Here is a 26931-nt window from a genome sequence, read left to right on the forward strand (position 1 = left end):
GCGTAGTGATCACTACAGAGTCAAGGGGTGATCGACGAAGGAGGCTTCATGGCCAAGGAAACCGAATCCCGGCCCCTCAAGCGCGCACCGCGCCGGGGCCGCGCCGACGGGGAACTGTCGCGGGCCCGGATTCTGGACGCGGCCATCGAGATTGCGGCCGAGCGCGGTTATGAAGGCACCAGTATTGCGTTGGTGAGCGCGAAATGCGGGCTGCCGGCCAGTTCCATCTACTGGCACTTCAAGGACAAGGACGATCTGATCGCTGCCGTGATCGAGCGTAGCTTCGGTGCCTGGTTGGCGGCGTGGCAGCTTCCCGAGGGGCAAAGCGGAGACGAAACCATCCAGGGAACTGAGCAATTCGTGGGCCTGGCAACACAGACCGCCAAGGCCTTGTTGGATTCACCGGACTTCATCCGGCTGGGCCTGATGCTGGCGCTGGAGCGTCGGCCGGCCGAGCCGCGGGCCCGAACCATGTTCCTGGAAGTCCGTGCCCAGGCGTTCGGGCAGCTCATCGGAAACTTCGGCAGGTTCATGCCGGGGTTGACCGAAGCGCAGATCTACCAGCTCGCGACCTACGCAATGGCGGGTGCCGACGGCTTGTTCATCGCCAAGGCAATCGACGGCGACGCGGTCAATCTCATCGAGATGTTCGAGTTGCACGGCCGCGCGCTCTACGACATGGCCCGCCGGTTCATCGAAGACGGGGCAACACGATGAGCCTGGGCGCCGCCGACGACGGTGCTGGCGCGGGTCCGCCCGGCCAGCATCCGGGCGCAGTGGACAACTGGCCGGTGGCGATCATCGGCTCCGGTGTTGTCGGCACCGATCTGATGAGCAGGATCGGCAATGGCGACCGACGGCTGCGGGTGAGCGCGATGGTTGGCACCAACCCGCACTGTGACGGCCTGGCCCGGGCGGCCGCCGCAGGGATCTCGACCAGCCCAGGTGGGGTTGACGGGCTGCTGAGGATGCCCGAATTTGCGCACATCCGCCTGGTTTTCGACACCACTAACCCCGGCGCACACCAGCGCAATTGGGCGCGGCTGGCCGATACCGGCGTACGGATGCTCGACCTCACCGCGTCCGCGATCGGCCCATGCTGCGTGCCGTCAGTCAATCTCGATGCCCAACTCGACGCGCCGCACCTGCGCATGGCGACCTGCAGCGCACAGGCGGCGGTGCCCATCGTCGCCGCGGTGCGCCGGCATTCAGTGGTTCGCTACGCCGAAGTGGTTTCTGCCATCGCCTCGCGGGCCCTGGGGCCGGGTGAGCGGGTGAACCTCGATGAATTCGCCGAACTGACCACGAACGCGGTCCAAGAGCTGGGCGGCGCGTGCCGGGCCAAGACGCTCACGATCGTCAACCCCGCCGATCCACCGATGCCGATGCGCACCATCGTCTTCTGCCTGGTTGACCAGGCTGACGAGGTGGCTCGGGTCGAGGCGGATGTACTGGCCATGGTCGACAGAGTCCAAGCCTTGCTGCCCGGCTATCGGCTCAAGCATCGCGTGCAATTCGAGCGGTTGGGCAGCGGCAACACGCTCTACATTCCGGGGACGGGGGAGTTCGGTGGCACTCGGGTCACCGTTCTGCTCGAGATCACCGCCGCCGGGGGCTACCTGCCAGCCTGTGCCGGAAACGTCGCCATCGTGACGTCGGCGGCCAAGGCCACCGCCGAGGCGATCGTCGAACGCCACGCCCAAACGGTAAAGGCGGAACTATGAATCGCGATCTGTACATCAGCGACGTCACCTTGCGCGACGGCATGCACGCGGTGCGTCACCAGTACAGTATCGCCGAAGCCGTGGCGATTGCCAGGGCGCGGCAAGCATCACGAGAAATGCCCGTGAAGCGTCTTCGGTGGATCACGTAAAAATGCCCGCGAAACGGTCGATCCTTGGCAGGCATGGGAAGTGGGCTGTCGATGTCGTCTCGGGCCGAGATCACCGCGAAGTTCGCCAGGGGGTATGTGGGGGCGCCGAAGGCGGGCAAGGGGCAGATTCTGGATCAGGTGGTGGCGGTCACCGGCTGGTCGCGTGACAACGCCCGGCGGCGGTTGAGGGCGGCGGCCGCGCCGCCGGGAGCGGGTCGGCAGGTCGCCAAACGGACTCGCCGGCAACGCAATCCGAAGTACTCCTAGGATGCGCTCAAGGTGTTGCAGAAGGTGTGGGCGGCCTCAGGCGGGCAGTGCGGCCGGTATCTGGCCGCTTCCATGGCACTTCAGTTGGATGCTCTAGAACGCCACGGCGAACTGGTGGACGGCCGTGACCGTTACGGCCCGGCGGTGCGTGCCGAGCTGTTGGCGATGAGCAGCGCCACGATCGACCGCTACCTGCGCGGCGCCAAGGCCCGCGACCAGATCTCGGGTGTGTCGACGACGAAACCCTCCCCGCTGCTGCGGTCCTCGATCACCATCTGCAAAGCAGGCGATGAGGCCGAAGAATCTCCGGGGTTCTTCGAAGGCGACACCGTGGCGCACTGCGGCCCGACACTGAAAGGTGAGTTCGCCCGCACGGTCAACCTCACCGACATGCACATCGGCTGGGTGTTCACCCGCACGGTGCGCAACAACGCCCACCCCCACATCCTGGGCGCCCTCAAAACCGGAATTACTAAAATCCCTATAAGGTAACGGGTTTGGACTTCGACAACGGCACCGAATTCCTCAATAAGGCGGTCATCAAGTGGGCCGCGGACATGGAGATCTTCTTCACCCGCTCACGACCCTACAAGAAGAACGACCAGGCCACCATCGAGTCCAAAAACAACCACCTCGTGCGTCGCTACGGGTTCTACTACCGCTACGACACCGACGAAGAACGCGCCGTGCTCAACCGGCTGTGGCACCTGGTCAACGACCGGCTCAACTACCTGACCCCCACCATCAAACCCATCAGCTACGGCTGCAGCCGCGACGGTCACCGCCGCCGGCTCTACGACAAGCCCCAGACCCCCCTGGACCGGCTGCTGGCCGCCGGAGTCCTCTCAGCGGCCCAACAAACAGAGCTGCTCACCTACCGCAACAGCCTCAACCCCGCCGCGATCGCCCACCAGATCGCCGACCTGCAAGCCGCCCTGCTCAGACTCGCCAAAGACAAGACCGAACAGCTCTACCTCACCGCCATACCCGCCGCTCTACCCGCCCTCAAAGCCGGCATCCGCATCAAAAGCAAGACCACCACCTGACCCCGATTTCGCGGGCATTCCTTACCTGATGCATGAACCAGGTTTCGCAGGCATCTTGACTTGATGCATCACGGGGCGCTCGACGATGCGGGGGTCGACTCCATCGAGGTCGCCCACGGTGACGGCCTGGGCGGGTCGAGCTGTTGTTACGGCTTTGGCGCGCACACCGACCTGGAATGGATCGAAGCTGTCGCCGGCGCTGTCGATCGCGCCAGGGTGGCGACATTGCTGCTGCCCGGGATTGGCAGCGTCGCCAACCTCGAGGACGCGCGCCGCGCCGGCGCGAGCGTGGTGCGGGTGGGTACCCACTGCACCGAAGCCGATCTGGCCGCGCGCTACCTCGGGGCCGCCCGTGACCTCGGTATGGACGCGGTCGGATTCTTGATGATGAGCCACCTGACCACCCCGAAACGGTTGGCCGAACAGGCCAAACTGCTGGAGGGCTACGGGGCGTCCTGCGTGTACGTCGTCGACTCCGGAGGTGCGCTGACCGGTGCCGCCGTTGCGCAGCGATTTGACGCGCTGCGCCAGAATCTTTATCCGGCGACGGAATTGGGAATCCATGCGCACCACAATCTGTCGCTGGGCGTGGCGAACTCGGTGGTGGCCGTCGAGCATGGTGCGCGCCGCATCGACGCCTCGCTGGCGGGCATGGGTGCCGGGGCGGGAAACGCGCCCCTGGAAGTGCTCATCGCCGTGGTGAACCGGCTGGGCTGGACGCACGGATGCGAGCTGAACGCCCTGGAAGACGCCGCCGACGACCTGGTCCGGCCGCTGCAGGATCGGCCGGTGCGCATCGACCGCGAGACGCTGACGCTGGGCTACGCCGGGGTGTATTCGAGCTTCCTGCGGCACGCCGAAATCACCGCCGGGCGTTACGGGGTGGACGCGCGCAGTCTGCTCGAGGAGGCCGGTCGCCGCGGCCTGATCGGCGGTCAAGAGGACTTGCTCGTCGATATCGCTCTGGATCTGGTCGGGCCGGCCGAGCCGTTGGCCCACGGTGCGCCATGATGGGTTAGGGGAGCCGCTGCCTGCTCGTCTGGAAGGAGACCCGAAAAGATGCCGGCCTTTGACAGCGAGCTTGGCGCCTTGCGCCGTTGGGTCCAGGCGATCCTGAACCGGCGTCGCGACGGTGAGATCTACCAGACATCGACCATGGGAGCGTTGCTCAACGGGGTTTACGAGGGTGATGTCACCATCGGTGAGCTATTGCGCCACGGTGACTTCGGTCTGGGCACTTTCAACCGGCTGGACGGGGAGATGCTGGTCCTCGACGGCGTCTGCTACCAGCTCCGCAGCGGCGGCAGCGCCACCGTAGCCGATCTGGACGAACGCACGCCGTTTGCCGCGGTGACCTGGTTTCGCCCCGACCGTACGATCGACGTTTCGGCTCCATGTGATCGCGCCGACCTGAAGTCGTTCATCGACGCGGCCCTAGAGAGCGCGAATCTGATGGTGGCCGTGCGGGTTAGCGGCCAGTTCAGCTCCATCCGCACCCGCACCGTCAGCGAGCAGCGGCCACCTTTTCGCCCCTTCACCGAAGCCACCCAAGACCAGCGGGAGGTGACGTTCACCGACGTCAGTGGCACGCTGGCGGGATTCCGGATGCCGGACTACGAACAAGGCATTTCGGTGGCCGGTTACCATTCCCACTTCATCGACAGCGAGCGTCGCCGCGGCGGGCATACCCTCGACTATCGGCTGATGGCCGGGACCGTGGAAATCGGGATCCGATCCGAACTGCATCTGAGCTTGCAGCACACCCCGGCTTTTCTCAACGCCGAACTCGACCAGGACGATCTGGATGGCCAGATTCGGCGGACGGAGGGCGATTGAGCATGAGCGACGGCGGCGTGCGTTCGGCGCAACGGGTGGTCGAGACATTGAGCGCCTACGGGGTTCGATACCTCTTCGGTGTGCCCGGGGCCAAGATCGACTCGGTATTCGATGCGTTGCGCGACAGCGAACTCGAGGTGGTCACTCAAACGCCGTCTGGCCAGAGTCGTCTTCAGCCGACTCCGGGCCGACCAAAGCCGCGTTAGGGGAGACGCACAGGACCACTCGAGCCAAGCAACATAGGCGCCGCTGACAACCGGTGGGTCTGCTGCACAGATAGGTGACAGCGGTTAGGCCGCCTGTTCGGCGGTCTGGGTCATGATGGTCTCGAATTCGATGGGCGTCAATCGGCCGAGTGCTGTCTGACGGCGACGACGATGGTAGGTGCGTTCGATCCAGGTGATGATCGCGATCCTCAGCTGTTCGCGGGTGTCCCAGGTTCGGCGGTTCAGGACGTTTTTCTGCAGCAGCGAGAAGAAGGACTCCATGGCGGCGTTGTCGCCGGCCGAGCCCACTTGGCCCATCGAGCCAAGCATGCGGTGACGAAACAGGCTCTGCTGCAACTTCCTTGACCGAAATTGACTACCGCTGTCGCTGTGTAGCACACAGCCGGCCACCTTCGCGGCGCGGCGAGCAACCGCGGAATCGATTGCGGCAACAGCGATGGAGGATTCCATCCGCTCAGCCATCGAATAGCCGACGATGCGGTTGGACCACACGTCCTTGATCGCGCACAGGTAGAGCTTGCCTTCCCGGGTCGGGTGCTCGGTGATGTCGGACAGCCACAGCTGGTTGGGGCCCGCGGCGGTGAAGTCCCGGCGCACGAGATCGTCATGCGCCGGAGCCCCCACTTTGGCCTTCTTCCCGCGTTTCTTCTTGCCGAAGACGCTGAACCAGCCGTTGGCGCTGCAGATCCGCCACACCGTGCGCTCCGCTACACAGAACCCGGCGGCCTTGGCTTCATCGGCCAGAAACCGGTAGCCGAATTCCGGGTCGTCGCGGTGGGCGTCGAACAGGGCGTTGGCCAGATGCGCCCGGTTCCACTCGGTGTCGGTCACGGGTTGGTCGAGCCAGCGGTAGTAGGGCGCGCGAGCGATGTTGAGGACCCGGCACGTCACCGTGACGGGGATACCGTCGGCGGCCAACTCACGGACGAACGGGTAGATCATTTTCCCGGAAGATGCGCCTGCGAGAGATAGGCCGCCGCCCGACGCAGCACTTCATTTTCATGCTCTAGCAAACGAATTCGCTTACGCGCTTCCCTCAGTTCGGCTGATTCGCTGGTGGTCGTCCCGGCCCGCTTACCGTCGTCGACATCGGCCTTCTTCAGCCACCCGTACAGCGTCGTGTAGTGGATCCCGAAATCCGAGGCAATCTGCTCCAACGGAACCTCGGGATCACGGTTGCGGGCGACCCGGACAACGTCGTCGCGGAACTCCTGAGGGTACGGCTTAGACACAGTGACATCCTTCCAGCCCAGCCCCGCAGGACTAGGGCGTGTCTGCTTAATGTGAATGGTGTTTTGGCTGATGCTGTTTGGGTGATGCGGACGCATGCGATTTCTGATGATTTGTGGTCGCTGATCGTGGCGGTGTTGCCTGCGGGGCGGCGGCGTGGCCGGCCGTGGAACGATCATCGACGTACTCTGGAGGGCATTATCTGGCGTTACCGTACGTGATCTCCGTGGTGTGACCTGCCCGAGCACTTCGGTCCCTGGCAATCGGTGGCCGAGAGGCATCTACGCTGGTCGGTCGATGGCATCTACGCGCGGATCTTCGCGGCGATCGCCTCTGACCTCGACGCCGAGGACGCCGACCTGGGCGCACTGTTGTCGGTCGATTCGACCAGTGTGCGCGCCCACCAACACGCAGCCGGAGCGCGCTCCGGGCGCCGCACAGGGGGATCTGTCGAATTACAAGAAATATCTCGATGAGCCCGATGACCACGCCATTGGGCGTTCCCGCGGCGGGCTGACTACCAAGATCCACGCCTTGACCGACCAGCTGTGCAGTCCGGTCACCCTGGCACTGTCGGCCGGTCAAGCCGGTGATAATCCGATGCTTTGGCCATTGCTGGCCGCCCGGTGCAGCAACTCATACGCCCCGTTTCGCCTGCTGGCGGACAAGGCGTACTCCTATGACTCGACGCGGGCACAGCTGCGCCGGCTCAAGATCGCCCATACCATCCCCGAGCGCAGCGACCAGATCACCCGCCGCAAAGCCAAAGGCCGCAACAGAGGACGGCCTCCGGGGTTCTCAGGCCGAATCTACAAGCACCGTAACACCGTCGAGCGAAGCTTCAACCGGCTCAAACACTGGCGCGCGGTCGCCACCTGCTACGACAAATACGCCCTGACCTACCTCGGCGGTGTCACCCTGGCCGCCATCATCACCTACCACCGCGTCCGCAATTAGCAGACAGGACCTAGACACATCAGATGTCACCTATTCATGCAGCAGACCCACCAATGGCCTTCGAGTGGGCGAGATCAGTCCTATGTGTCACCGTGGAGTCTGGGTACCGGCAGTGCGCTCAACGCAAGCTCGCCAGCGGCGCCTGAATCGGACCTACCGCTGCGCCATGTGTTCGACGTGAGCGCATTGGTGCAGGGCAGCGCAGCGGGTCCGCAGATTGTGACCTACTGGCGCTGGAGCGACCGGCTGACCACCGATGAAGAGGCTCTGGAGATGGCTGTGCTCTGGTATGACGCGATCACAACGCTGTCGGACGCTATGGCCAGGGATCCGCGGCACTAATGGTTGGCCTGCATGGGGGGCATGCGGTGCCAATCGGGACCCGCAGCGGCTGCAGAGGTTGGGTGTGTTTCAACCTATTGGGGACTTGTGGCGGAAGCTGTGGGGGCGCGCGGTCGCTGGGCGGACCCTCAGGTAGTGAGAACGATAGTTGGTCGAGCAACGGGGGGCGGGGGCCTGGGGTGTCACGGTAGGTGAGGCGAGTGAGAGGCGGACTCGATGCGCCGTAGGCGCGCAGTTGCGCTTGTATGAATAGTGTTGATAGTCAGTGGCATAGATCAGACGGGGCGTAGCCCGGTTGCGCAGTCGAACAGCTATGCCAGGCAAGGATCCTCGGGCGGGGCCAGCGACTGGAAGAGGGCGGACGCCTGCCCGGAACGAGACGAGGTCGAGGGCGGGGCAAATGAAATGCACTGCAATGCAGCATTATTAAACTGCGACTCATGGCGAAGTCATGCCAACACCAGGTACACCGCAACGTCTGCAGTACCACGACAATAGACTGACCGTGATGGCCGCAGTCCATCCAGGACAATCCGGTGACCCGAAAACCGTTGTATAAAAAGATTGTTCATTGCCGAACCCAGGCTCCGCCAAGCGCCGAACCCGACTTTGCCCGCCGCGGGCGGGGTCCTCCCGCCCGTGATGACACTGGACCGAAAGAGCTGCGCACGGATGACGAAGATCGGTGCACCGCGATTCCGCGAACACGTGTGGTTTCCCCTGATCTTTGCGCCCCTCCGTTGCTAGCGGCGCACATCAGGGGCGGACAGTTGCCGGATGGGCACTTTCGCAAACAGCTCGTAAGGGATACTGGGCCAACGGGAAACGCCGCCATGCCGTACACATAGATACCTCGGCCAGTGGGTTGTCGCCGATGTAGGCCTTGGGCCAGAGCCTCCGCCGGTTCCAGCCGGCCGCGAATCCCTCAACGGCTTCCTGTTCAGCGCGCAGGAGCTAGAGACCGCAACCCGGCTGGGGCTGGATCTCACCCACGTCATCATGCGCGACAACAGCTACGACATGGTTGGTTTCCAGGAAGTGCTCAAATACGGCCGCACATCGGGTATCGAGCTAGCCGACTACGACGTGGTCCACTACGCCAAAGCCTTTGGAGCCAAGGGAATCCGGATCCACAGCATGGACCAGTTCGCCGAAGTGTTCCGGATGTCGCTGGCCGAACCCGGCGTCACGCTCATCGATGTGCCCGTCGACTACAGCCGCAACATCGAACTGTTTGCCGAACTGCATGACGGGGTGCTCGACTGAATCCCCGGGCTACTTGAGCTCGGCGGACGACATGCCCAGCAGTCGACGAGCGACAACCAGCTGCTGGATCTGTTGGGTGCCCTCGAAGATGTCCAGGATCTTGGAGTCGCGGCCCCACTTCTCCAACAGCAGCTGCTCGGAATAGCCAGTGGTGCCGGCCAGCTCGACCACCTTGAGGGTGACGTCACTGGCCATCCGGCCAGCCTTGGCCTTACTGATCGAGGCTTCCTTGGAGTTGGGGATCTTGTTGTCCGCCTGCCATGCCGCGCGCAGCGAAAGCAGGTAGCTGGCTTCCCAATCGGCTTCCATCCGCTGGAACTCGGCCGCGGCGGCACTCTGGGTGTACGCGGGCCGGTCGTAGTCGATGTCGATGCCGGCATCGGTGAGGATCTTGCGGATCTCCTCCAAGGCGGCGCGGCCAATGCCGACAGCCATGGCGGCCACGATCGGGCGAGTGTTGTCAAAGGTTTCCATGACCCCGGAGAAACCCTTGCCCACTTCGATTTCCGGCTTGCCCAACAGGTTGTCTTTGGGGATGCGCGCGTTGTCAAAGCGGATTACGGCGGTGTCGGAACCCTTGATGCCGAGTTTGTGCTCGAGCCGTTCGACGATGACGCCGGGATGTTCGCGTGGCACGATGAACGACTTGATCGCCGCCCGGCCCTTCGACTTGTCCAGGGTGGCCCAGACCACGATGTGAGTGGCGCGCGATCCCGCGGTGACAAAGATCTTCTCGCCGTTGATCACGTACTCGTCGCCGTCGAGGGTGGCCGTGGTCGACACGGCGGCCGAGTCGGAGCCGAAGGCCGGCTCGGTGATGGCCATCGCCGCCCACACCTTGCCGAGGCGCTCCAGTTGCTCGTCGGTGGCCACCGCCGAGATCGCGGCATTGCCCAGGCCCTGGTAGGGAATCGAGAGCATCATCGCGACGTCGGCCCAGCTGGCTTCCATGGTCTGCACCAGGGCCGCCATGTTGGCGCCGTTGTGGTTCTCGTCCTTGCTGTCTTCGGAGCCGCGCAGCGCGTCGGCTCCGGCGAAGTTGTAGGACTCCGAGGCTCCCTCAAACAACGTGATGAGGGTGTCCAGCTCGACCGGGTACGCGTGTTCCTTGAGGTCGTACTTGCGCGCGATCGGCCGAATCAGCTCCGCCGTGCCCTGGTGGGTCTTGGTGATGATCGCTTGTAGCTTGCGCGGGATTTCTAAATTGATTGCCATGATTGATCTTTCGCTTGAAAGGCCGGAAAGTCTTGGTTGACGACTGGTTGCGGACTAGATGACGACTACGCCCTCGGCGACGCCGATGGCCCGCAGGTCGCGGTACCAGCGCTCGACCGGGTGCTCCTTGGTGTAGCCGTGCCCGCCCAGCAGCTGCACGCCGTCCAGGCCGATCTGCATGCCCTTGTCGGAACCGAGCCGCTTGGCCAGTGCGGCCTCGCGGGCGAACGGCAGACCCTGCTCGGCCCGTGACGCGCCGCGCCAGGTGATCAACCGCAGACCGTCGAGCTCGATGGCGATGTTGGCGCACATGAACGCAACGGCTTGACGATGCGCGATCGGCTCGCCGAAGGCTTCGCGCTCCTTGACGTAGGGGATGACGTAGTCGAGCACCGCGTGCGAGGTGCCGACGGCCAGCGCGGCCCAGCCCAGCCTGGCCAGGGCGATGGCCTCCGAGTAGTCGGCGTCGGTGGCCTGATCCTCACCCAGCCGGGCGCTCAGCGGTACCGAAACCTTGGAGAGTTCGATCTGGCCCAAGGCGGCGGCGCGGATGCCCATGCTCGGGTCCGCCTTGACGGTGAGTCCGGCGGCCGAGGACTCCACGATGAACAGTGCCGGCTTGCCGTCGAGCTGGGCGGCGACGATGAACAATTCGGCGTCGGCCGCAGCGGGGACCAAGGACTTCACGCCGTCGAGTCGGTAGCCGGACGGGGTGCGCACCGCGGTGGTCTTCAGCCGGGTGGGATCGAACAGCGGTTGCGGCTCGGCGATGGTCACGCAGGCCTGCGGGACATTCTCGCTGGCGAACTCGCTGAGGTAGGTGGCCTGCTGGTCGGCGCTGCCCCAGTGGGTCAGTGCCGATGCTACGCCGCCGGGCGCCAGGATCGGCAGCGCTAGCCCCATGTCGCCGTAGGCCAGGGCCTCGGCCACCAATGCGTTGGTCACCGTGGAGCGCTGCTCGGCGATCCCGTCGAAGTCCTCGGGAATGTTGATCGCGGTGATGCCCAGTTCGGCGGCCTTGGCGATGAGATCGGCGGGATAGCTGATGGCTTCGTCGGCGTCGTGAGCGGCCGGACGCAGGATCTCAGCGGCGAACTCCTGCACCGTCTCGACGATCATCTTCTGGTCGTCGTCGGGCGTGAGGTCGAAGTAGTCCTTGCCGCTGGACTTGAGCCGGACCGGGCCGCCGCCGCGCAGGTTCTGTACCCGCTGGAATTGACGGTTCGCCTTGCCGGAGGTGGAGAACATGGTCTTCACCCCGTAGCGCAGGCCCCGGTTCAGCGGATCGCGCAGGTTGTACTTGTCCAGAAATTCCTGGCCGATGATCGGGGTAAGGAATGCCAGTGCCACGTCGATTCCGGTTCGTTTGTGGGGTTGCACCCCCAGCGAGGTTTGGCGGTCGTCGCGTGAGCGAGAGCGCTTGGCGGAAGGGGCGGGAAGTGTTTCGGTCATGTCAGCAAGCCTCTGTCGTTGGGGCAGTGCGATAACCGTATCTTACTCCTGAGTAAGATAGATAGGGGTCTGTTAGTTAATTCACACCCGGTTGCTGCGAAGCCGGTTGAGGACCTGTTCGTGCAGCAGGCCGTTGGTCGCCACGGCGCTGCCGCCGTGCGGGCCGGGGGTGCCGTCCAGGCTGGTGAATTGCCCGCCGGCTTCACGCACCAAAATGTCCAGCGGGGCCAGATCCCACACCGACACCTCCGGTTCGGCGGCGATGTCGATGGCCCCTTCGGCGAGCAGGCAGTAAGAGAAGAAGTCGCCGTAGGCGCGCACCCGCCATACCGCATCGGTCAGGTCGACGAATTGTCCGCGCAATCCGAGTTGGGCCCACCCGGACAGGCTGGAGAAGGAGAGACTGGCCGAATTCAGTTCTGCCACAGAAGAAACCGCTATCCGGCGCGGCGGTCCACCCTGGACCGCGGTGAATGCGCCCTGACCCCGTCCGGCCCACCATCGTCGCTGCAATGCGGGAGCGCTGACCACCCCGATGGATGGGACGCCGTCTTCGAGCAACGCGATCAGGCTGGCCCACACCGGCACCCCGCGGACGAAGTTCTTGGTGCCGTCTATCGGGTCGATGATCCACTGGCGTCCGCGCAGGGTCGTGGTACCGCCGTATTCCTCGCCCAAGACGCTGTCGCCGGGGCGCTCACGTTGCAGCGCCGCACGTATTTCAGTCTCGACCGCCCGGTCTGCGTCGGTGACCGGGGTCAGGTCCGGTTTGGTGTCCACCCGCAGGTCGAGCGCCTGGAATCGGGCGCGCGTCACTGCGTCGGCACGGTCGGCGAGTGCCAGCGCAAGGTGCAGATCCTGCTCACTCATGCCAGCAGTCCTACCATGGCAGCGTGGGATGGGAATTCGGCGTGTTGCTCATATTGGTCGCGGTGCTCTTGGCGTTTCTTGCCCCGCGGTTCATTCCTCGTGGTCCCCGCGGTGCCCTGGCCAGCGGCACCTTGTTGGTCACCGGAGTCAGCCCGCGGCCAGACGACGCCGTCGGCGAGCAGTACGTGACCATCACCGGCGTCATCAACGGGCCAACCGTCAACGAATACACGGTGTATGGGCGGATGGCCGTTGACGTAGATCAGTGGCCGTCCACCGGGCAGGTGCTGCCGGTCGTGTATTCCCCCAAGAACCCCGACAATTGGAACTTCGCGCTTGAAGAACCGCCCGAGGACTAGCGGGCTTGGCACGCGATCTCACCCGGCCGCCGGGGGGTGTGCCATCACGGTGAGCCGGACGCCGTAGCGGGGCAGCACGCCCGAGGCCCGCGTTGCGGGCGGCGCGACCATGCCCGGAAAGCCCGGTGAACCCGCGGCGGCAGCCTCCTCGGTCCCCGGGATGGTGGTCAGCCCGGACGGCGACAGCGCCGAGACCATCCGCGCCGACGGCGCGGACCAGCTGGGCGGAACCGACAATTGGCCGATCGAGCCCGACCGTCCGACGCTGGCGGCCACCGCACTGCCCAGCCCGCCGCCGGACGCGGCGCTGGCGGGAGCGGTTGACGAAATCAGCGAGCCGAGCCCAAAATCGCTGGGCGTTACCTCGGCGGGATTTTCTGATGAGCCGATCAAGCCCAAGTTGTTCTCGGCGCCGATGACCCCGGCGCAGAACGACTCGATGTCCTGCGTGACGCCGACCGTCGCATAGGCGCTGAAGACGCCGTCGAGGATCGTGAAGTCATCGGGGAGGATGCTCGGTATCGCCTGTATTGTCCCCAGCGACTGAGTCAGCGACGAAACCAGTTGGGTAATCGGATCTGTGGCAGCGGCGGTGGCATTGGCTTGGGTGACCGCGGTGCTTTGCGCGGCAAGCCCAGCCGGGCTGGTTGCCTGGTTCGGAGAAGAGAACGGCGTCAGCATGCCCGCTGCCGCCGAGGTGGTGGCATAGCCGTACATCGCCGCGGCGTCCTGGGCCCACATCTCCGCGTACTGCGCCTCGTTGGCCGCGATCGCCGAGGTGTTCTGTCCGAAGAAGTTCGTCGCGATCAGCACCAGCAGCTGCGCGCGGTTGGCCGCGACCAGGGGTGGCGGCACGGTCATGGCGTATGCCTGCTCGAAGGCCAACGCTGCCGTCCTGGCCTGGATTGCGGCCTGCTGCGTCTGCTCGGCCGTCCGATACAGCCAGCCGACATAGGGGGCGGCGCTGGCCGCCATCGATTCCGATGCCGGGCCACGCCAACTCAAGTCGGTCAGACCCGTCAGGATCGACCCACACGTTTCGGCCGTGGTACCCAGCTCGGCTGCCAGCGCATCCCAGCTGGCCGCGGCCGCCAGCAGGGAGCCCGAACCAGGGCCGGTGTACATGCGGGCGGAGTTTACTTCCGGCGGTAATAGCGAGAAATCCATTGGTACACAGCTCCTTAGTTGATGTGAGTGTTGAACCCTTCGCGATCGGCGGCGTCGTCGGCGGCCGTTGTGGTGGGCGAGGGTTACTCAAATATCTAGAATTTCCGCATTTGCGGTGGGGGATTGACGCAAAATGTGCGAATCACGTGAAATGCCACCCGCGGTGGGTTGGCGCGCCCACGGCAGTGGGCGTCGTGATGGGCGTAACCAGGCGCAATCAGGCGCCAGTCGCCGCCAGGGGCAGGTGACGTCCGCCAATCGTTGGCGGGCCTCTTGCGCGTGGCATGCGGGCGACCTTCGGTTCAGGCTTGCCCTAAAAGTCGCAAAGGTGCGGGTGACGGCGCATACCGTTTGAGTAAATTCCTGGTAATAGTCCAGTGAATTCCGCGCCGCTGCCGGCGATAGACAAAAGTCCGGCGATCCAGCCAGCCGTTCAACAATCGTCGAAAGGCGGAATTGCTTTCTGCTACTGGCCGTCTCACCAGCCGGAGTGGCTCAGCGTAATCCGGCTATTCGGGTTCGAGTGCCCGCGGGGTGTCAGCCGGCCGCGGGCGGGCGTGCCATGACCGTGAGCCGGACCCCGTATCGGGGTATGACGCTGGTGGCTCGCTTTCCAGTTCCCACCGGCATACCCGGCATGCCCGGTGCGCCCTGCTCGGCCACCTCGGTGCCCGGGATCGTGGTCAATCCGCTGACCGACAACGCCGAGGCGGGGCCCGACGAAGGGGCGGCCCAAGACGGGGGCACCGACAACTGACCGATGGAACCCGCCCGGCTCATGCTGACGGTCACCGCATTGGTCGCGCCCCCGACGGCGCTGCGCTCTGCGGAGGAGAACATCGCGCCGAGTCCGAGGGCACCAGGAGTCACTTCGGCGGGGTTCTCCGAAGCGGCGCCGATTAGACCCAGATTGTTCTCGGCGCCGATGATTCCGGCGCAGAACGATTCGACATCCTGGGTGACGCCGACCGTCGCATACATCGCGAAGATGCCGTCGAGAATGCTGAAGTCGGCGGGCAGGATGTTTGGCCAGTTGCTCAATGACGGCAGCGCGTCGGGCACCAGCGAGGTCAACTGCGACCACACGGACTGGGCGCTGGCCGGGGCGTTGCCGGCGGCTTGGCTGACCGCGGCGCTTTGGGCGGCCAACCCGGCGGGGTTGGTTTCCTGCCCGGGAGCGGAGAACGGCACCAACGCGGTAGCCATGGCCGAGGTGGCGGCATAGTCGTACATTGCTCCGGCGTCCTGGGCCCACATCTCGGCATACTCTGACTCGGTAGCCTCGATCGCTGCGGTGTTCTGCCCGAAGAAGTTTGAAGCGACCAGCGCTACCAGCAGGGCGCGATTTGCCGCGACAACGATCGGCGGAACCGTCATCGCATAGGCCTGTTCGTAGGCCGCGGCCGCCGCGGCGGCCCGGTTGGCGGTTTCGCTGGCCAGCGCGCCGGTTATCTCGAGCCAGTCGATAAACGGACCGGTCGCGGCCAGCATTGCCGCAGAGGCGGGGCCCCACCAGTACATACCGCTGAGGGTTGAGATCACCGAGCGGTAGCCCTCGGCCGCCGATGCCAACTCGATCGCGACCATGTCCCAGCTTGCCGCGGCGGCCAGTAGCGACGCAGAACCGGGGCCGCTGTACATCCGCGCTGAGTTAACTTCGGGCGGCAAGAATCCGTAGTTCATTGCTCCACAGCCCCTTTGACTGGTTGTGGCCGTATGTGGCGGTATGTGTGCGTGGGTTGTACGTGCGTTGGACGTGGGTGGGCGTTCCGAGCCGACACTGGCTCTCGGGAGGGTCACAAGCGCTAAGCAACTGCCGGGGTGCGAAACGCTGAATTCGCGTCCGAGTGGGAGCTGGCTAGCGTCGCGCCCAGTTTACAACCGGCCGGCGGTCGCGCCAGTGCGCGGCAATTTGCGGGACAGGCGCCGCTTGCACCTGAAATTGCACTGTGGGATAGCTGTATAGCGGCTATTAAAGGGCGCTATTGGGCATTCGCTGCGTTGGCCCTGAGTCGTTTGTTGACTTTTGGTCACGATGAATTTAAACGATGATGCGACGTTTGCCGGCCGGCTTGTCTCCGGCGCATGGTTCCGGTTTGCCGTGCCGGCTAGCTGGGGCTCAGGGCTGTTTGCTGCCCGATGTCGCGCGCTTGGCCGAGTCGGGCCGCATCGACGAACGGGGAGGTGGAAAGCCCAGCTCCAATGGGCCGGGCGGGCCCAGCGGATGTCGAACTCGCAGCGGGCACGCGCCGCCCCCGGGCGTGCCCCGCCATCGCGGTTGGGCCGGTGTTGGGAACTGACGCGTGATGCATCAAGTCAAATGCCCGCGAAACCTGGTTCATGCATCACGTAAGGAATGCCCGCGAAATCGGGGTCAGGTGGTGGTCTTGCTTTTGATGCGGATGCCGGCTTTGAGGGCGGGTAGAGCGGCGGGTATGGCGGCGAGGTAGAGCTGTTCGGTCTTGTCTTTGGCGAGTCTGAGCAGGGCGGCTTGCAGGTCGGCGATCTGGTGGGCGATCGCGGCGGGGTTGAGGCTGTTGCGGTAGGTGAGCAGCTCTGTTTGTTGGGCCGCTGAGAGGACTCCGGCGGCCAGCAGCCGGTCCAGGGGTCTGGGGCTTGTCGTAGAGCCGGCGGCGGTGACCGTCGCGGCTGCAGCCGTAGCTGATGGGTTTGATGGTGGGGGTCAGGTAGTTGAGCCGGTCGTTGACCAGGTGCCACAGCCGGTTGAGCACGGCGCGTTCTTCGTCGGTGTCGTAGCGGTAGTAGAACCCGTAGCGACGCACGAGGTGGTTGTTTTTGGACTCGATGGTGGCCTGGTCGTTCTTCTTGTAGGGTCGTGAGCGGGTGAAGAAGATCTCCATGTCCGCGGCCCACTTGATGACCGCCTTATTGAGGAATTCGGTGCCGTTGTCGAAGTCCAAACCCGTTACCTTATAGGGATTTTAGTAATTCCGGTTTTGAGGGCGCCCAGGATGTGGGGGTGGGCGTTGTTGCGCACCGTGCGGGTGAACACCCAGCCGATGTGCATGTCGGTGAGGTTGACCGTGCGGGCGAACTCACCTTTCAGTGTCGGGCCGCAGTGCGCCACGGTGTCGCCTTCGAAGAACCCCGGAGATTCTTCGGCCTCATCGCCTGCTTTGCAGATGGTGATCGAGGACCGCAGCAGCGGGGAGGGTTTCGTCGTCGACACACCCGAGATCTGGTCGCGGGCCTTGGCGCCGCGCAGGTAGCGGTCGATCGTGGCGCTGCTCATCGCCAACAGCTCGGCACGCACCGCCGGGCCGTAACGGTCACGGCCGTCCACCAGTTCGCCGTGGCGTTCTAGAGCATCCAACTGAAGTGCCATGGAAGCGGCCAGGTACCGGCCGCACTGCCCGCCTGAGGCCGCCCACACCTTCTGCAACACCTTGAGCGCATCCTAGGAGTACTTCGGATTGCGTTGCCGGCGAGTCCGTTTGGCGACCTGCCGACCCGCTCCCGGCGGCGCGGCCGCCGCCCTCAACCGCCGCCGGGCGTTGTCACGCGACCAGCCGGTGACCGCCACCACCTGATCCAGAATCTGCCCCTTGCCCGCCTTCGGCGCCCCCACATACGCCCTGTCGAACTTCGCGGTGATCTCGGCCCGAGACGACATCGACAGCCCACTTCCCATGCCTGCCAAGGATCGACCGTTTCGCGGGCATTTTTACGTGATCCACCGAGGGCGCTTCACGGGCATTTCTCGTGATGCTTGCCGACCCATTGCCAACCTACCGGGCCGTGATGCATGCTTGTGCACCGGGAGTCGCCAGGCGATGTTTATTACCGCGTGATTGCACCGTCATTACGTTCCGCCAGTTGGCGATGAACGTAATTCTCTGGTTCCTGTGGAGCGCTCATGCGTGGATGAGACACGGGAACCCCCAATTCGTCTGTTGTCGCTTTAGTAGCTGTGTTCTCACTACGGCCGGATTCGTAGGGACCAATGGCACTGGAATCGGGACCAACGCCTCTGGGAACTCTGGCTCGCCGCCGATAACGTATTGACTAGCCGAGCGGCCCAGTAGAGGAGGCCACGATTAGCAACCAGGCAGCCCCGGCAATCGTCGTCGGTATCGATGGATCGCGGGCGTCCACCCATGCGGCTGTGTGGGCAGTCGATGAGGCGGTCAGCCGCGATATCCCCGTGCGCTTGGTGTACATCATCGATCCCGCGCAGGCTCCTGCCGGTGATCGAGATGGCCGGCAAAGCGCCGCGCGCGGCGCTGTTCGACGCTCAGCGCGCCGTCGAGGCAACCGGACAACCGGTCAAGATCGAAACCGAGATTCTGTGGGGACGGCCGCTTACCAAGCTGCTGGAGGAGTCTCGCACGGCGGTAATGGTCTGTGTCGGGTCGATCGGACTCAACCACGCACGCCGGGGGGAGGGCTCGGTGGCGGGAACTCTGGCCGGTTCGGCGTTGTGCCCGGTGGCCGTCATTCAGTCACCCGCGGGTGCTGCGGGGGCGCCCAAGGTCGGCGAAGTCGTCGCGGAAGTGGACAACGGCTCGGTGCTGCGGCATGCATTCGAGGAGGCCAGGCTGCGCAATGTCCCATTACGGGCCATCTCCTCACGCGTTGCCACAGGTCACCGGAACGAGGACGGAAACCGTTTGGCGACAGCGCAACTGACCCGGCGGCTGACCCGATGGACACGGCTATACCCCGATGTTCGGGTGGAGTCGGCGATCATCGCCGGACATGCCTGCCGCTACATGGCTGCCAATGCCAAGCCGGACGAACTGTACGTCACGGATTCGCACGCAGCCCAGGTGTGCAGCGTGTACGGCGCTGGATGCTCGGTCCTGACGGTCCGTAGCGGCAACCTGTAGGCAGCAGAGCGGGGAGTGGTCCGTTGGTAACGGTCTTCTTGGTCGACGATCATGAGGTGGTGCGGCGCGGCCTGATTGACCTGCTCGACGCCGATCCCCAACTTGACGTTGTCGGTGAGGCGGGTTCGGTATCGGAGGCGATGGCCAGGATTCCCGCGGCCAATCCCGACGTCGCGGTGCTCGACGTCAGGTTGCCCGACGGAGACGGCATCGAACTGTGCCGGGACCTGTTGTCTCGCGTGCTGAATCTGCGCTGTCTGATCCTCACGTCCTACACGTCCGATGAGGCGATGCTGGATGCCATCCTGGCGGGAGCCAGCGGATATGTTGTCAAGGACATCAAGGGGATGGAATTGGCTCGAGCCATCAAGGAGGTCGGTGCGGGGCGCTCGCTGTTGGACAACCGTGCCGCGGCCGCACTGATGTCCCGATTGCGCGGCGTTGTCGAGAGGCCGGACCCGCTGTCCGGCCTTACCGATCAGGAGCGGACGTTGCTGGGGTTGCTCAGCGAGGGGCTCACCAACAAGCAGATCGCCGACCGGATGTTCCTGGCCGAGAAGACGGTGAAGAACTACGTTTCGCGGCTGCTGGCCAAACTGGGGATGGAGCGCCTGACGCAGGCCGCGGTGTTCGCCGCGGAGTTGAAGCGCGCGCGCTCGGCAGGCCATCGATAGGCGGCGCGGCCATGACCGACGAACCACATCCGCAGGATGCGGGTCCATCCCTGGGCGTGCCCTCAGGTGACGGTCTACGTCCGTTGCGCCTCAAGCTGTCTCAGCTGCGGCTGCGTGAGCTGCTGGTCGAGGTGCAGGAACGGGTCGAGCAGATCGTCGAGGGCCGCGACCGTCTGGACGGACTGGTGGAGGCCATGCTGGTGGTCACGTCGGGCCTGGAGTTGGACGCCACCTTGCGCACGATCGTTCACTCGGCCACCAATCTTGTCGACGCTCGATATTGCGCCCTGGAGGTGCACGATCGGGATAAGCGCGTGTTGCAGTTCGTCTATGAGGGCATCGACGAGGACACGGTTGCCCGTATCGGGCACCTGCCCGAGGGCCTGGGCGTCATCGGTCTTCTCATCGATGAGCCCAAACCCGTACGGCTGGAAGATATTTCCCAGCACCCTGCCTCGATCGGCTTTCCGTCGCATCACCCGCCGATGCGGACCTTCCTCGGGGTTCCGGTTCGGGTGCGCGACGTGTCGCTGGGCACTCTGTACCTGACCGACAAGACCAACGGGCAACCGTTCAGCGACGACGACGAATTGCTGGTACAGGCACTGGCGGCGGCGGCCGGTATCGCAATCGCCAACGCGCGCCTCTACGAACAGGCCAAAGCGCGACAGGCGTGGATCGGGGCCACCCGTGACATCGCCACCGAACTGTTGTCCTGCACCGAACCGGCGAGTGTGTTTCGGCTCGTCGCCGAGGAGGCGCTCAAGCTCACGTCGGCCGACGCCGCGCTGGTGGCCGTTCCCGTCGACGAGGACGTGCCTGCTTCCGAGGTGGCACAGCTACTGGTGATTGAAACGGTCGGCAATGCGGTGGCTGCGGCCGAGGGGTGCACCATCGCGGTAGCGGGTACCGCCCTGGCAGAGGTCTTGCCCGACAGCGCTCCACGGCAAGTCGACAAGATCGCTGTCGAGGGTGTGGACGAACTGGGCGACACGGGTCCGGCGCTGGTCTTGCCGCTGCGCGCCACCGATGCCGTGGCAGGTGTCGTGGTGCTGCTGCATCCCAGCAGTCCGGAGTCGGTCACCGAAGAGCAGCTCGAGATGATGGCCGCCTTTGCCGACCAGGCCGCGCTGGCTCTGCAGCTGGCCACCTCGCAGCGTCGAATGCGCGAACTTGACGTGATGACCGAGCGCGATCGCATCGCACGCGATCTCCACGATCACGTGATCCAGCGGTTGTTCGCCATCGGTCTGGCGTTGCAGGGCAGTGTGCCGCGAACGCGTGAACCCAAAGTGCAGCAACGGCTTTCAGAAGTGATCGATGACCTGCAGGGGGTGATCCAGGAAATCAGAACGACCATCTTCGACCTGCATGGGTCATCGCAGGGCGTCACTCGGTTACGGCAGCGAATCGATGCCGCCGTCGCTGCGTTCGGCAGCTCGGGATTGCGCACCACCGTCCAATTCATCGGGCCGCTGTCGGTGGTTGACAACGTGCTCGCCGACCACGCCGAGGCGGTGGTCAGGGAAGCGGTCAGCAACGCGGTCCGGCACGCGCAGGCCACCACCCTGACCGTTCGGGTCAAGGTCGACGACGACTTGTGCATTGAGGTCAGTGACAACGGGCGCGGGATGCCCAAGACGTACACCAGTAGCGGGCTGACGAATCTGCGGCGGCGCGCCCAGGAGGCTGGCGGCCAGTTCACCATCGAAAGCCCGGCCGCTGGCGGCGGAACGTTGTTGCGCTGGTCAGCCCCGCTCATCCAATAGTTGTTCGGGCCATTCGACCACCCGGGAAAGGTTGCGACGCGGCGTTGCCGGCAGCGGATCGGCATTGATCGGTGCCCAACCAACACGCAGCAGCATTTGCGGATGGGCACTGCCACCGAATACATCCTTGCGAATCGCTTGGCGGGTCTTGTGGACCTCCAGCGGTTCGGTGATGGGACAGGAGGCCAACCCCATCGCCGTCGCGGTCAACAGGACAGCGCTGGTCGCCTCGCCCGCGCGAAGTCTTGATGCCCGGTCATCTTCCTCGGTGCCTAGCGCCAGGATCACGGCGCTGTCGGCGGCCGGTGAGACCCCCGACGGCTGGGCCAGCCCAGGCCCAGCGAAAAGGCGTCCGGGAATCGGGGCGTCCTGATCCGACGGGGGTGTATTGCGGGCCGGAACTCCGGCTACCGCGCCGTATCGTCCACTCCACTTGGTGAGTTCGCGCATGTACTCGTCATTGGTGGCGTGGTCCCAGACCGCCTGCGCCACAACTTCGCGCATCTTGTCCAGCGCTGCGACCTGGCGCAGCGCCACGTCGCAGCGGGCTACCCGGGCCGCCATCTGGGCGATGTCGCCGGCGGCCACTGGCCAGGAACTGTAGGCCCGCCGGTCCGTTCGCCGCCGCGGGATGGCCGCCGCAAGCGCGATGTCGCCCTGATCCGGTGGCTTCGCCTGCAGCTCGAGGCTCGCCAGATGACGGGAGTTGTCCGGGTCGGGAATGCGGGTCACCGTGGCTTGCCAGCCCATCGACGCCAGGGCGACGACACAGTGATGCAGTGCGACGCCGCAGCTGATGATCAGGTCGCGGCCGTCCGGGTCGGTGCTGTGCAGCTGCATATCCGGCTCGGAGAAGAGCTCCAAACTTCTCGAGGTGACCTGCCAGCGCCACGGCTGCGTGTTGTGAATGGACGGTGCGCGGGTGGCCAGCGTGAGGACCGTTCGCAGGGTGCCCAAGTCTGGGAATTGGGCGTTCATCGCTGCCTTTCCGGTCAGACAAGCCGTCCCATCGCTGTCATACGTCAAGGATCGGTGTGCGATCTCTGATCGTGGCAGAGGATGAAGCCACCGGCAACGAGGGACCTTTGGCCCTGCTCCGAGCCGTGGCCGCACCGGAATAGTGGTACTGCGGGTTGCAGATAAACCGCGGGAGGTTGGGAAAAGCGCTCATGAACCATCTGACGACGCTCGATAGCGGGTTCCTCAAGGCCGAAGATGCGGACCCGCGGGTGAGTCTGGCGATCGGTGGCCTGGCTGTCATCGAGGGGCCGGCACCCGAGCAGCATGACCTGGTGTCGGTGTTCTCCGAGCGGATCCGCGCTTGTCCGCGGTTTGCCCAACGACTGCGTCGGTACCCGTTCGACCTCGGCGCACCACAGTGGGTGGATGACCCCGACTTCGACATCGCCCGGCACGTGCGGCGCGTGGCGCTGCCCCATCCCGGCGATGATGGTGCGCTGTACCGGCTGGTTGCCGACGTGATGGCGCGGCGCCTGGACCGCGATCGGCCGCTGTGGCAACTCTGGGCTATCGAGGGCCTCGCCGGAGAGCGGTGGGCGATGCTGACAAAGGTGCACCACTGCATGGCCGACGGGATCGCGGCAACCCACATACTTACCGGGCTATGCGACCGCGATGGTGGCGGCGCGGCCGACGGTTCGGCCCGCTGCCGCGCCGAGCAGCGGCTGAAAGCGGCCGCCGCCCGCCCCCGCAGCGGGCTAAGTGGGCTGTGGAATGCGCCCGCCGCGATCGCTTCAGGGGTGGTCCGCCTGGCCCAAGGGGCGGGCGAACTTGTCACCGGCGTGCTGACCCCGGCGGCGTCGGCGCTGACCGGGCCGCTCAGCGACCTGCGCCGGTTCAGCGGGGCTCGGGTGCCGATGGCCGACCTCGAACTGGTTTGTGAGACATTCGACGTCACCATCAACGACGTCGCGCTGGCTGCCATTACCGAGAGCTACCGCAACGTGCTGCTGGCGCGGGGCCAGCAACCGCAGCAGGGTTCGTTGCGAACACTGGTGCCGGTTTCGGTGCGGGCCGACAACGCCTTCGACAAGACCGACAATCGGGTCTCGGCGATGCTGCCGAACTTGCCCGTGGACGAGGAGGATCCGGTTCAGCGGTTGCGCAAGGTGCATGCCCGGTTGGGGCAAACCAAGGCCAGCGGCCAGCCCCAAGCCGGAAACCTGTTCCTATCTCTGGCCAATCGCATCCCGTTCGCACTGACCGCCTGGACCGTTGGCGTCTTGATGCGGCTACCGCAACGCGGAGTCGCATCGGTGGCGACGAATGTGCCCGGTCCACGCGAACCACTGCAGATCATGGGTCGGCCAGTGGCCGCGGTATTCCCGGTGCCGCCGCTGGCGATGCACCTGCGCACCGGCGTCGCGATGCTCAGCTACGCCAACGACCTGTACTTCGGCATACTCACCGACTACAACGCGGTCGCAGACGCGGATCAGCTGGCGCGGGGGATCGAAGCCGCGGTGGCCCGGCTGGTGGCGATCAGCAAGCGGCGCAAGGCCCGTCGCGCTCGCGGACCGTTGTCACTGGTGGTGTGAGGATGGGCGATTCTGCTAGCGACCTGGCAAACCGCACCGATGTCGCGGCACTGTTGCGCCGGTTCTACGGTCGAGCCTTGGACGACGAGGTGTTGGCGGAGCCGTTTACCGAACTGCGGTCGAGCGGGCTGGACTCGCACCTTCCGGTCATGTGCGACTTCTGGGAGACGGTGTTGTTCCGTGCCGGTCGCTATCGTGGTAGCGCGCTGACAGCCCACCGGGATCTACACCGGCAGACCCCGCTGCGCGCCCGCCATTTCGTCCGCTGGCTGACCATTTGGAATGACACCGTTGATGCGATGTATCGCGGGCCGGTGGCCGAGCATGCGAAAGTTCAGGCCGCCAGGATCGCCTGGGCGATGCATCGCCGGCTCAACGGAGTGGATGCCCTCGAACTCGACGCACTCGTCGGCCGCTGAGGTAACGCCCCGAGCGTCACGCCAGAGTGACGCTCCATGCCGAACGCCACGCTGGCGTGACGCTCGGCGCAGAAGGGGGTCAGGCGAAGGTGTCGTTGCGGTCTGGCTCCGGGACGAACTTGAAGTGCCGTCCGGTGATTCCGGTCGGGATCACCCGCACTTAGTGCAACTTCAAGGTCGGGATCCACGGTGACAGTTTGGCGCGCTCTGCTCGTTGCACCTCCGCGTCGGTTCTCAGTACCTGAGCGCGACCCTTGACGATCACACTCCAGCCTTCGGTATCGCTGTGATCGTCAGCTTCAAAGGCGACCGGGCTACTCGTCACGGCGAGAAACAGTTTGGTGCCCTCGGCGGTGCGGAACAGCACGGTGCGATCCTGCACCACGTAGTTGACCGGGAAGATCTCCGGCTCGCCGGCGATGCTGGTGACCAACCGCCCCAGCGCCGCGCTGCTCAGCAGCTTCCAGCTTTGATCGTCAGACAGAAACGTGACTGGTCGGTCGGGCATCGTTTCAACCTTTCTCGGGCTTCTGGCGAACTTCAAAAATACTGTCTAGGGCGTGTCTGCTTAATGTGAATGGTGTTTTGGCTGATGCTGTTTGGGTGATGCGGACGCATGCGATTTCTGATGATTTGTGGTCGCTGATCGTGGCGGTGTTGCCTGCGGGGCGGCGGCGTGGCCGGCCGTGGAACGATCATCGACATACTCTGGAGGGCATTATCTGGCGTTACCGTACGTGATCTCCGTGGTGTGACCTGCCCGAGCACTTCGGTCCCTGGCAATCGGTGGCCGAGAGGCATCTACGCTGGTCGGTCGATGGCATCTACGCGCGGATCTTCGCGGCGATCGCCTCTGACCTCGACGCCGAGGACGCCGACCTGGGCGCACTGTTGTCGGTCGATTCGACCAGTGTGCGCGCCCACCAACACGCAGCCGGAGCGCGCCCGGGCGCCAGGGGGATCTGTCGAATTACAAGAAATATCTCGATGAGCCCGATGACCACGCCATTGGGCGTTCCCGCGGCGGGCTGACTACCAAGATCCACGCCTTGACCGACCAGCTGTGCAGTCCGGTCACCCTGGCACTGTCGGCCGGTCAAGCCGGTGATAATCCGATGCTTTGGCCATTGCTGGCCGCCCGGTGCAGCAACTCATACGCCCCGTTTCGCCTGCTGGCGGACAAGGCGTACTCCTATGACTCGACGCGGGCACAGCTGCGCCGGCTCAAGATCGCCCATACCATCCCCGAGCGCAGCGACCAGATCACCCGCCGCAAAGCCAAAGGCCGCAACGGAGGACGGCCTCCGGGGTTCTCAGGCCGAATCTACAAGCACCGCAACACCGTCGAGCGAAGCTTCAACCGGCTCAAACACTGGCGCGCGGTCGCCACCTGCTACGACAAATACGCCCTGACCTACCTCGGCGGTGCCACCCTGGCCGCCATCATCACCTACCACCGCGTCCGCAATTAGCAGACAGGACCTAGTCCTCGCCGCGGCGTCGGAGCGGGAATTTCTTCGATCAGCGGAGTGATACCAGCGCGGATCATGACTTGCGGTTGACCGCGTCGGCCGATCAGGTCGGCGACGATGTCGCGACTTTCGTTCGACTCGATCAGATGCGTCAAGGTGCACGTTGCCATTCCGGCCATGGTGCATTCGAGCAGAGCGCTGGACAACACCTCACCGCACCGCAATACGTCGGCCCGAGTGTCGCCGAGGGTGGATAGAACAAGGATTTTCGACCAGTCCGAGGTGATTTCGGGCCGGCGGTCCTGGTGACTGCGAACCGGAAAATCGCGGCTCAGGTCTACCCGCTGGCGCTCGGTGTCGGAAGCGAGCGCCAGCGGTGGCACGCCATCGGTCAGCACGAACGGTGAAGTCCACCAATCCAGTTCGGCATGATAGGACAAGTCATCGCGCCGCAGCGCCGCGCAGAGGTGCGACGCTTGCACCAGTTGTGGCCGTTGTTCGTCGGTGAGCACGTCGAGCATCGCGATGTCGTTGTCGATGGTGTTCCTCAGCACCCCTTCAAACAGGTCCCAGTAGCGAGGACGGTCAAACGCAAGTCGATCGGTGCGCCGTTGCAGGATCGACTCGGCCCGTTTGAGTTCGGTCTCGGTGACTTCCTCGATGGGGCTGAAGTCGACCGTGGCCAGATGGTTGGGGTCATCGGGGGTGGGGAAGCGGGTGATGCTGGGTTGCCAGCCCGCCGCCGTCATGGCTACGCCCAGATGGTCGAGCACCGCCCCGCAGCTGATGAGGGTTTCCCGGCCGGAATGGTCTGTGGCGGGAACGGTTCGGCCGCGATCGGCGAACAAGTGAACAGCCACGACCTCGGAACCGGAATCGCGGTCGCGGTCGGCCACCCACCGCCACGGTTGGCTGTTGTGTACGGATGGCGCCCGGCAGGCCAGCAGCACTGCGGTTTTGAGCACCTCCATGTCCACACCCTCGAGGCTACGGACGGCCTGAAGTGGCTGGCTAGGGTCATTCGTCATCCAGCGCAAATACCTTGTGCCACTGTGCGTTCAGGGTGGAGTTGCTGCTCGTTC

General features: G+C 64.8%; 25 protein-coding genes and 6 pseudogenes. 19 read left to right on the forward strand and 12 right to left on the reverse strand.

What is annotated here, in order from left to right:
• Nucleotides 1-48: 48 nt before the first annotated feature.
• From G6N41_RS09770 to G6N41_RS09810, 9 genes and pseudogenes are all read left to right on the forward strand, one after another.
• Nucleotides 49-717, forward strand: coding sequence for a TetR/AcrR family transcriptional regulator (locus tag G6N41_RS09770; protein WP_198967236.1), 669 nt, complete (start codon nucleotides 49-51; stop codon nucleotides 715-717).
• Nucleotides 714-1724: an acetaldehyde dehydrogenase (acetylating) gene (locus G6N41_RS09775; RefSeq protein ID WP_198967237.1), complete on the forward strand. Its 1011-nt coding sequence runs from the start codon at nucleotides 714-716 to the stop codon at nucleotides 1722-1724. Before G6N41_RS09770 ends, G6N41_RS09775 begins: the two co-directional genes overlap by 4 nt.
• A pseudogene (locus G6N41_RS09780) lies at nucleotides 1721-1822 on the forward strand (4-hydroxy-2-oxovalerate aldolase); the annotation flags it as partial. The gene G6N41_RS09775 and the pseudogene G6N41_RS09780, both read left to right, overlap by 4 nt.
• 102 nt (nucleotides 1823-1924) lie before the next feature.
• On the forward strand, nucleotides 1925-2140 hold the full coding sequence (locus tag G6N41_RS09785; RefSeq protein WP_198968066.1) for a hypothetical protein: 216 nt from the start codon (nucleotides 1925-1927) through the stop codon (nucleotides 2138-2140).
• Between the two features lie 72 nt (nucleotides 2141-2212).
• Entirely contained in the window at nucleotides 2213-2632 is a 420-nt protein-coding gene (locus G6N41_RS09790; RefSeq protein ID WP_198913147.1) for a hypothetical protein, read from the forward strand.
• Between the two features lie 5 nt (nucleotides 2633-2637).
• A complete protein-coding gene (locus tag G6N41_RS09795; RefSeq protein ID WP_231608572.1) occupies nucleotides 2638-3186 on the forward strand; it encodes a hypothetical protein in 549 nt (182 codons plus the stop codon).
• A gap of 75 nt (nucleotides 3187-3261) precedes the next feature.
• A pseudogene (gene dmpG, locus G6N41_RS09800) lies at nucleotides 3262-4197 on the forward strand (4-hydroxy-2-oxovalerate aldolase); the annotation flags it as partial.
• 48 nt (nucleotides 4198-4245) lie between these two features.
• The gene (gene budA, locus G6N41_RS09805) at nucleotides 4246-5022 is read left to right on the forward strand and encodes an acetolactate decarboxylase (protein WP_198967238.1); all 777 of its coding nucleotides are present in this window, start codon (nucleotides 4246-4248) and stop codon (nucleotides 5020-5022) included.
• 2 nt (nucleotides 5023-5024) lie between these two features.
• Nucleotides 5025-5228, forward strand: coding sequence for a thiamine pyrophosphate-binding protein (locus G6N41_RS09810; RefSeq protein ID WP_020732255.1), 204 nt, complete (start codon nucleotides 5025-5027; stop codon nucleotides 5226-5228).
• A gap of 84 nt (nucleotides 5229-5312) precedes the next feature.
• On the opposite strand, the gene G6N41_RS09815 is transcribed toward G6N41_RS09810, so the two are convergent.
• Nucleotides 5313-6481 (reverse strand): IS3 family transposase gene (locus G6N41_RS09815; protein ID WP_198965689.1). Its coding sequence is split into 2 segments (ribosomal slippage): nucleotides 5313-6194 and nucleotides 6197-6481, totalling 1167 coding nucleotides; the frame shifts between segments, so codons are not numbered across the junction.
• A gap of 81 nt (nucleotides 6482-6562) precedes the next feature.
• Between G6N41_RS09815 and G6N41_RS09820 the strand changes: the two are divergent.
• The 3 genes and pseudogenes from G6N41_RS09820 to G6N41_RS09830 all read left to right on the forward strand — a co-directional run bounded on the left by G6N41_RS09820 (nucleotide 6563) and on the right by G6N41_RS09830 (nucleotide 9044).
• Nucleotides 6563-7436, forward strand: a pseudogene (locus tag G6N41_RS09820) (IS5 family transposase).
• A 177-nt stretch (nucleotides 7437-7613) separates the two neighbouring features.
• Nucleotides 7614-7778 carry a hypothetical protein gene (locus G6N41_RS28335; RefSeq protein WP_231608899.1) on the forward strand — a complete coding sequence of 55 codons (165 nt, stop codon included), beginning with the start codon at nucleotides 7614-7616 and terminating at the stop codon, nucleotides 7776-7778.
• 936 nt (nucleotides 7779-8714) lie between these two features.
• A complete protein-coding gene (locus tag G6N41_RS09830; RefSeq protein ID WP_259594276.1) occupies nucleotides 8715-9044 on the forward strand; it encodes a thiamine pyrophosphate-dependent enzyme in 330 nt (109 codons plus the stop codon).
• Between the two features lie 9 nt (nucleotides 9045-9053).
• Here G6N41_RS09830 and G6N41_RS09835 read toward each other — a convergent pair whose 3' ends face one another.
• From G6N41_RS09835 to hisN, 3 genes are all read right to left on the reverse strand, one after another.
• Nucleotides 9054-10259 carry an acyl-CoA dehydrogenase family protein gene (locus tag G6N41_RS09835; RefSeq protein ID WP_198967239.1) on the reverse strand — a complete coding sequence of 402 codons (1206 nt, stop codon included), beginning with the start codon at nucleotides 10257-10259 and terminating at the stop codon, nucleotides 9054-9056.
• 54 nt (nucleotides 10260-10313) lie between these two features.
• Complete coding sequence (locus G6N41_RS09840; RefSeq protein WP_198967240.1) at nucleotides 10314-11711, reverse strand: acyl-CoA dehydrogenase family protein; 1398 nt, start codon at nucleotides 11709-11711, stop codon at nucleotides 10314-10316.
• Nucleotides 11712-11792: 81 nt separating this feature from the next.
• On the reverse strand, nucleotides 11793-12581 hold the full coding sequence (gene hisN, locus G6N41_RS09845) for a histidinol-phosphatase (protein ID WP_020732268.1): 789 nt from the start codon (nucleotides 12579-12581) through the stop codon (nucleotides 11793-11795).
• A 23-nt stretch (nucleotides 12582-12604) separates the two neighbouring features.
• Between hisN and G6N41_RS09850 the strand changes: the two genes are divergently transcribed.
• Entirely contained in the window at nucleotides 12605-12940 is a 336-nt protein-coding gene (locus G6N41_RS09850; RefSeq protein WP_036457430.1) for a hypothetical protein, read from the forward strand.
• 18 nt (nucleotides 12941-12958) lie between these two features.
• Here the strand turns inward: G6N41_RS09850 and G6N41_RS09855 are convergent, their stop codons facing one another.
• From G6N41_RS09855 to G6N41_RS09875, 5 genes are all read right to left on the reverse strand, one after another.
• Complete coding sequence (locus G6N41_RS09855) at nucleotides 12959-14107, reverse strand: PPE family protein (RefSeq protein ID WP_198967241.1); 1149 nt, start codon at nucleotides 14105-14107, stop codon at nucleotides 12959-12961.
• Between the two features lie 537 nt (nucleotides 14108-14644).
• A complete protein-coding gene (locus tag G6N41_RS09860) occupies nucleotides 14645-15790 on the reverse strand; it encodes a PPE family protein (RefSeq protein ID WP_198967242.1) in 1146 nt (381 codons plus the stop codon).
• Nucleotides 15791-16452: 662 nt separating this feature from the next.
• Nucleotides 16453-17028, reverse strand: coding sequence for a hypothetical protein (locus G6N41_RS28340; RefSeq protein ID WP_231608534.1), 576 nt, complete (start codon nucleotides 17026-17028; stop codon nucleotides 16453-16455).
• Between the two features lie 5 nt (nucleotides 17029-17033).
• The gene (locus tag G6N41_RS09870; RefSeq protein ID WP_198913147.1) at nucleotides 17034-17453 is read right to left on the reverse strand and encodes a hypothetical protein; all 420 of its coding nucleotides are present in this window, start codon (nucleotides 17451-17453) and stop codon (nucleotides 17034-17036) included.
• Between the two features lie 72 nt (nucleotides 17454-17525).
• Complete coding sequence (locus G6N41_RS09875) at nucleotides 17526-17741, reverse strand: hypothetical protein (RefSeq protein ID WP_198968083.1); 216 nt, start codon at nucleotides 17739-17741, stop codon at nucleotides 17526-17528.
• Nucleotides 17742-18164: 423 nt separating this feature from the next.
• On the opposite strand from G6N41_RS09875, the pseudogene G6N41_RS09880 reads away from it, so the two are divergent.
• From G6N41_RS09880 to G6N41_RS09890, 3 genes and pseudogenes are all read left to right on the forward strand, one after another.
• Nucleotides 18165-18957: pseudogene (locus G6N41_RS09880) on the forward strand (universal stress protein).
• Nucleotides 18958-18980: 23 nt separating this feature from the next.
• Nucleotides 18981-19631: a hypoxia response regulator transcription factor DosR/DevR gene (gene dosR / locus G6N41_RS09885; protein ID WP_198967243.1), complete on the forward strand. Its 651-nt coding sequence runs from the start codon at nucleotides 18981-18983 to the stop codon at nucleotides 19629-19631.
• 11 nt (nucleotides 19632-19642) lie between these two features.
• Complete coding sequence (locus tag G6N41_RS09890; protein WP_231608900.1) at nucleotides 19643-21400, forward strand: GAF domain-containing sensor histidine kinase; 1758 nt, start codon at nucleotides 19643-19645, stop codon at nucleotides 21398-21400.
• Here the strand turns inward: G6N41_RS09890 and G6N41_RS09895 are convergent.
• Nucleotides 21380-22378: an Acg family FMN-binding oxidoreductase gene (locus G6N41_RS09895; RefSeq protein ID WP_198967244.1), complete on the reverse strand. Its 999-nt coding sequence runs from the start codon at nucleotides 22376-22378 to the stop codon at nucleotides 21380-21382. The genes G6N41_RS09890 and G6N41_RS09895 overlap by 21 nt on opposite strands.
• Before the next feature lie 191 nt (nucleotides 22379-22569).
• Between G6N41_RS09895 and G6N41_RS09900 the strand changes: the two genes are divergently transcribed.
• The gene (locus G6N41_RS09900) at nucleotides 22570-23958 is read left to right on the forward strand and encodes a WS/DGAT/MGAT family O-acyltransferase (protein ID WP_198967245.1); all 1389 of its coding nucleotides are present in this window, start codon (nucleotides 22570-22572) and stop codon (nucleotides 23956-23958) included.
• A gap of 2 nt (nucleotides 23959-23960) precedes the next feature.
• Nucleotides 23961-24377, forward strand: coding sequence for a group III truncated hemoglobin (locus G6N41_RS09905; protein ID WP_015354972.1), 417 nt, complete (start codon nucleotides 23961-23963; stop codon nucleotides 24375-24377).
• 79 nt (nucleotides 24378-24456) lie between these two features.
• Here G6N41_RS09905 and G6N41_RS09910 read toward each other — a convergent pair.
• Nucleotides 24457-24885: pseudogene (locus G6N41_RS09910) on the reverse strand (pyridoxamine 5'-phosphate oxidase family protein).
• Nucleotides 24886-24980: 95 nt separating this feature from the next.
• Here G6N41_RS09910 and G6N41_RS09915 point away from each other — a divergent pair.
• Nucleotides 24981-25849: pseudogene (locus tag G6N41_RS09915) on the forward strand (IS5 family transposase).
• Here the strand turns inward: G6N41_RS09915 and G6N41_RS09920 are convergent.
• Nucleotides 25846-26820 carry an Acg family FMN-binding oxidoreductase gene (locus G6N41_RS09920; protein WP_198967246.1) on the reverse strand — a complete coding sequence of 325 codons (975 nt, stop codon included), beginning with the start codon at nucleotides 26818-26820 and terminating at the stop codon, nucleotides 25846-25848. The pseudogene G6N41_RS09915 and the gene G6N41_RS09920 sit on opposite strands and share 4 nt — an antisense overlap.
• Between the last annotated feature and the right edge of the window lie 111 nt (nucleotides 26821-26931).

It is taken from the genome of Mycobacterium shottsii, assembly GCF_010728525.1.
GTDB lineage: Bacteria > Actinomycetota > Actinomycetes > Mycobacteriales > Mycobacteriaceae > Mycobacterium > Mycobacterium marinum.

Excerpts from the sequence above, each read along its gene's own strand:
- G6N41_RS09900 (WP_198967245.1), top strand. The coding sequence starts at position 22,570 with ATGAACCATCTGACGACGCTCGATAGCGGGTTCCTCAAGGCCGAAGAT.
- G6N41_RS09905 (WP_015354972.1), top strand. The coding sequence starts at position 23,961 with ATGGGCGATTCTGCTAGCGACCTGGCAAACCGCACCGATGTCGCGGCA.
- G6N41_RS09875 (WP_198968083.1), bottom strand. The coding sequence starts at position 17,741 with ATGTCGTCTCGGGCCGAGATCACCGCGAAGTTCGACAGGGCGTATGTG.
- G6N41_RS09920 (WP_198967246.1), bottom strand. The coding sequence starts at position 26,820 with ATGGAGGTGCTCAAAACCGCAGTGCTGCTGGCCTGCCGGGCGCCATCC.
- G6N41_RS09770 (WP_198967236.1), top strand. The coding sequence starts at position 49 with ATGGCCAAGGAAACCGAATCCCGGCCCCTCAAGCGCGCACCGCGCCGG.
- G6N41_RS09870 (WP_198913147.1), bottom strand. The coding sequence starts at position 17,453 with ATGGCACTTCAGTTGGATGCTCTAGAACGCCACGGCGAACTGGTGGAC.
- hisN (WP_020732268.1), bottom strand. The coding sequence starts at position 12,581 with ATGAGTGAGCAGGATCTGCACCTTGCGCTGGCACTCGCCGACCGTGCC.
- G6N41_RS09790 (WP_198913147.1), top strand. The coding sequence starts at position 2,213 with ATGGCACTTCAGTTGGATGCTCTAGAACGCCACGGCGAACTGGTGGAC.
- G6N41_RS09835 (WP_198967239.1), bottom strand. The coding sequence starts at position 10,259 with ATGGCAATCAATTTAGAAATCCCGCGCAAGCTACAAGCGATCATCACC.
- G6N41_RS09785 (WP_198968066.1), top strand. The coding sequence starts at position 1,925 with ATGTCGTCTCGGGCCGAGATCACCGCGAAGTTCGCCAGGGGGTATGTG.
- G6N41_RS09855 (WP_198967241.1), bottom strand. The coding sequence starts at position 14,107 with ATGGATTTCTCGCTATTACCGCCGGAAGTAAACTCCGCCCGCATGTAC.
- budA (WP_198967238.1), top strand. The coding sequence starts at position 4,246 with ATGCCGGCCTTTGACAGCGAGCTTGGCGCCTTGCGCCGTTGGGTCCAG.
- G6N41_RS09810 (WP_020732255.1), top strand. The coding sequence starts at position 5,025 with ATGAGCGACGGCGGCGTGCGTTCGGCGCAACGGGTGGTCGAGACATTG.
- G6N41_RS09840 (WP_198967240.1), bottom strand. The coding sequence starts at position 11,711 with ATGACCGAAACACTTCCCGCCCCTTCCGCCAAGCGCTCTCGCTCACGC.
- G6N41_RS09775 (WP_198967237.1), top strand. The coding sequence starts at position 714 with ATGAGCCTGGGCGCCGCCGACGACGGTGCTGGCGCGGGTCCGCCCGGC.
- G6N41_RS09860 (WP_198967242.1), bottom strand. The coding sequence starts at position 15,790 with ATGAACTACGGATTCTTGCCGCCCGAAGTTAACTCAGCGCGGATGTAC.
- G6N41_RS09895 (WP_198967244.1), bottom strand. The coding sequence starts at position 22,378 with ATGAACGCCCAATTCCCAGACTTGGGCACCCTGCGAACGGTCCTCACG.
- G6N41_RS09890 (WP_231608900.1), top strand. The coding sequence starts at position 19,643 with ATGACCGACGAACCACATCCGCAGGATGCGGGTCCATCCCTGGGCGTG.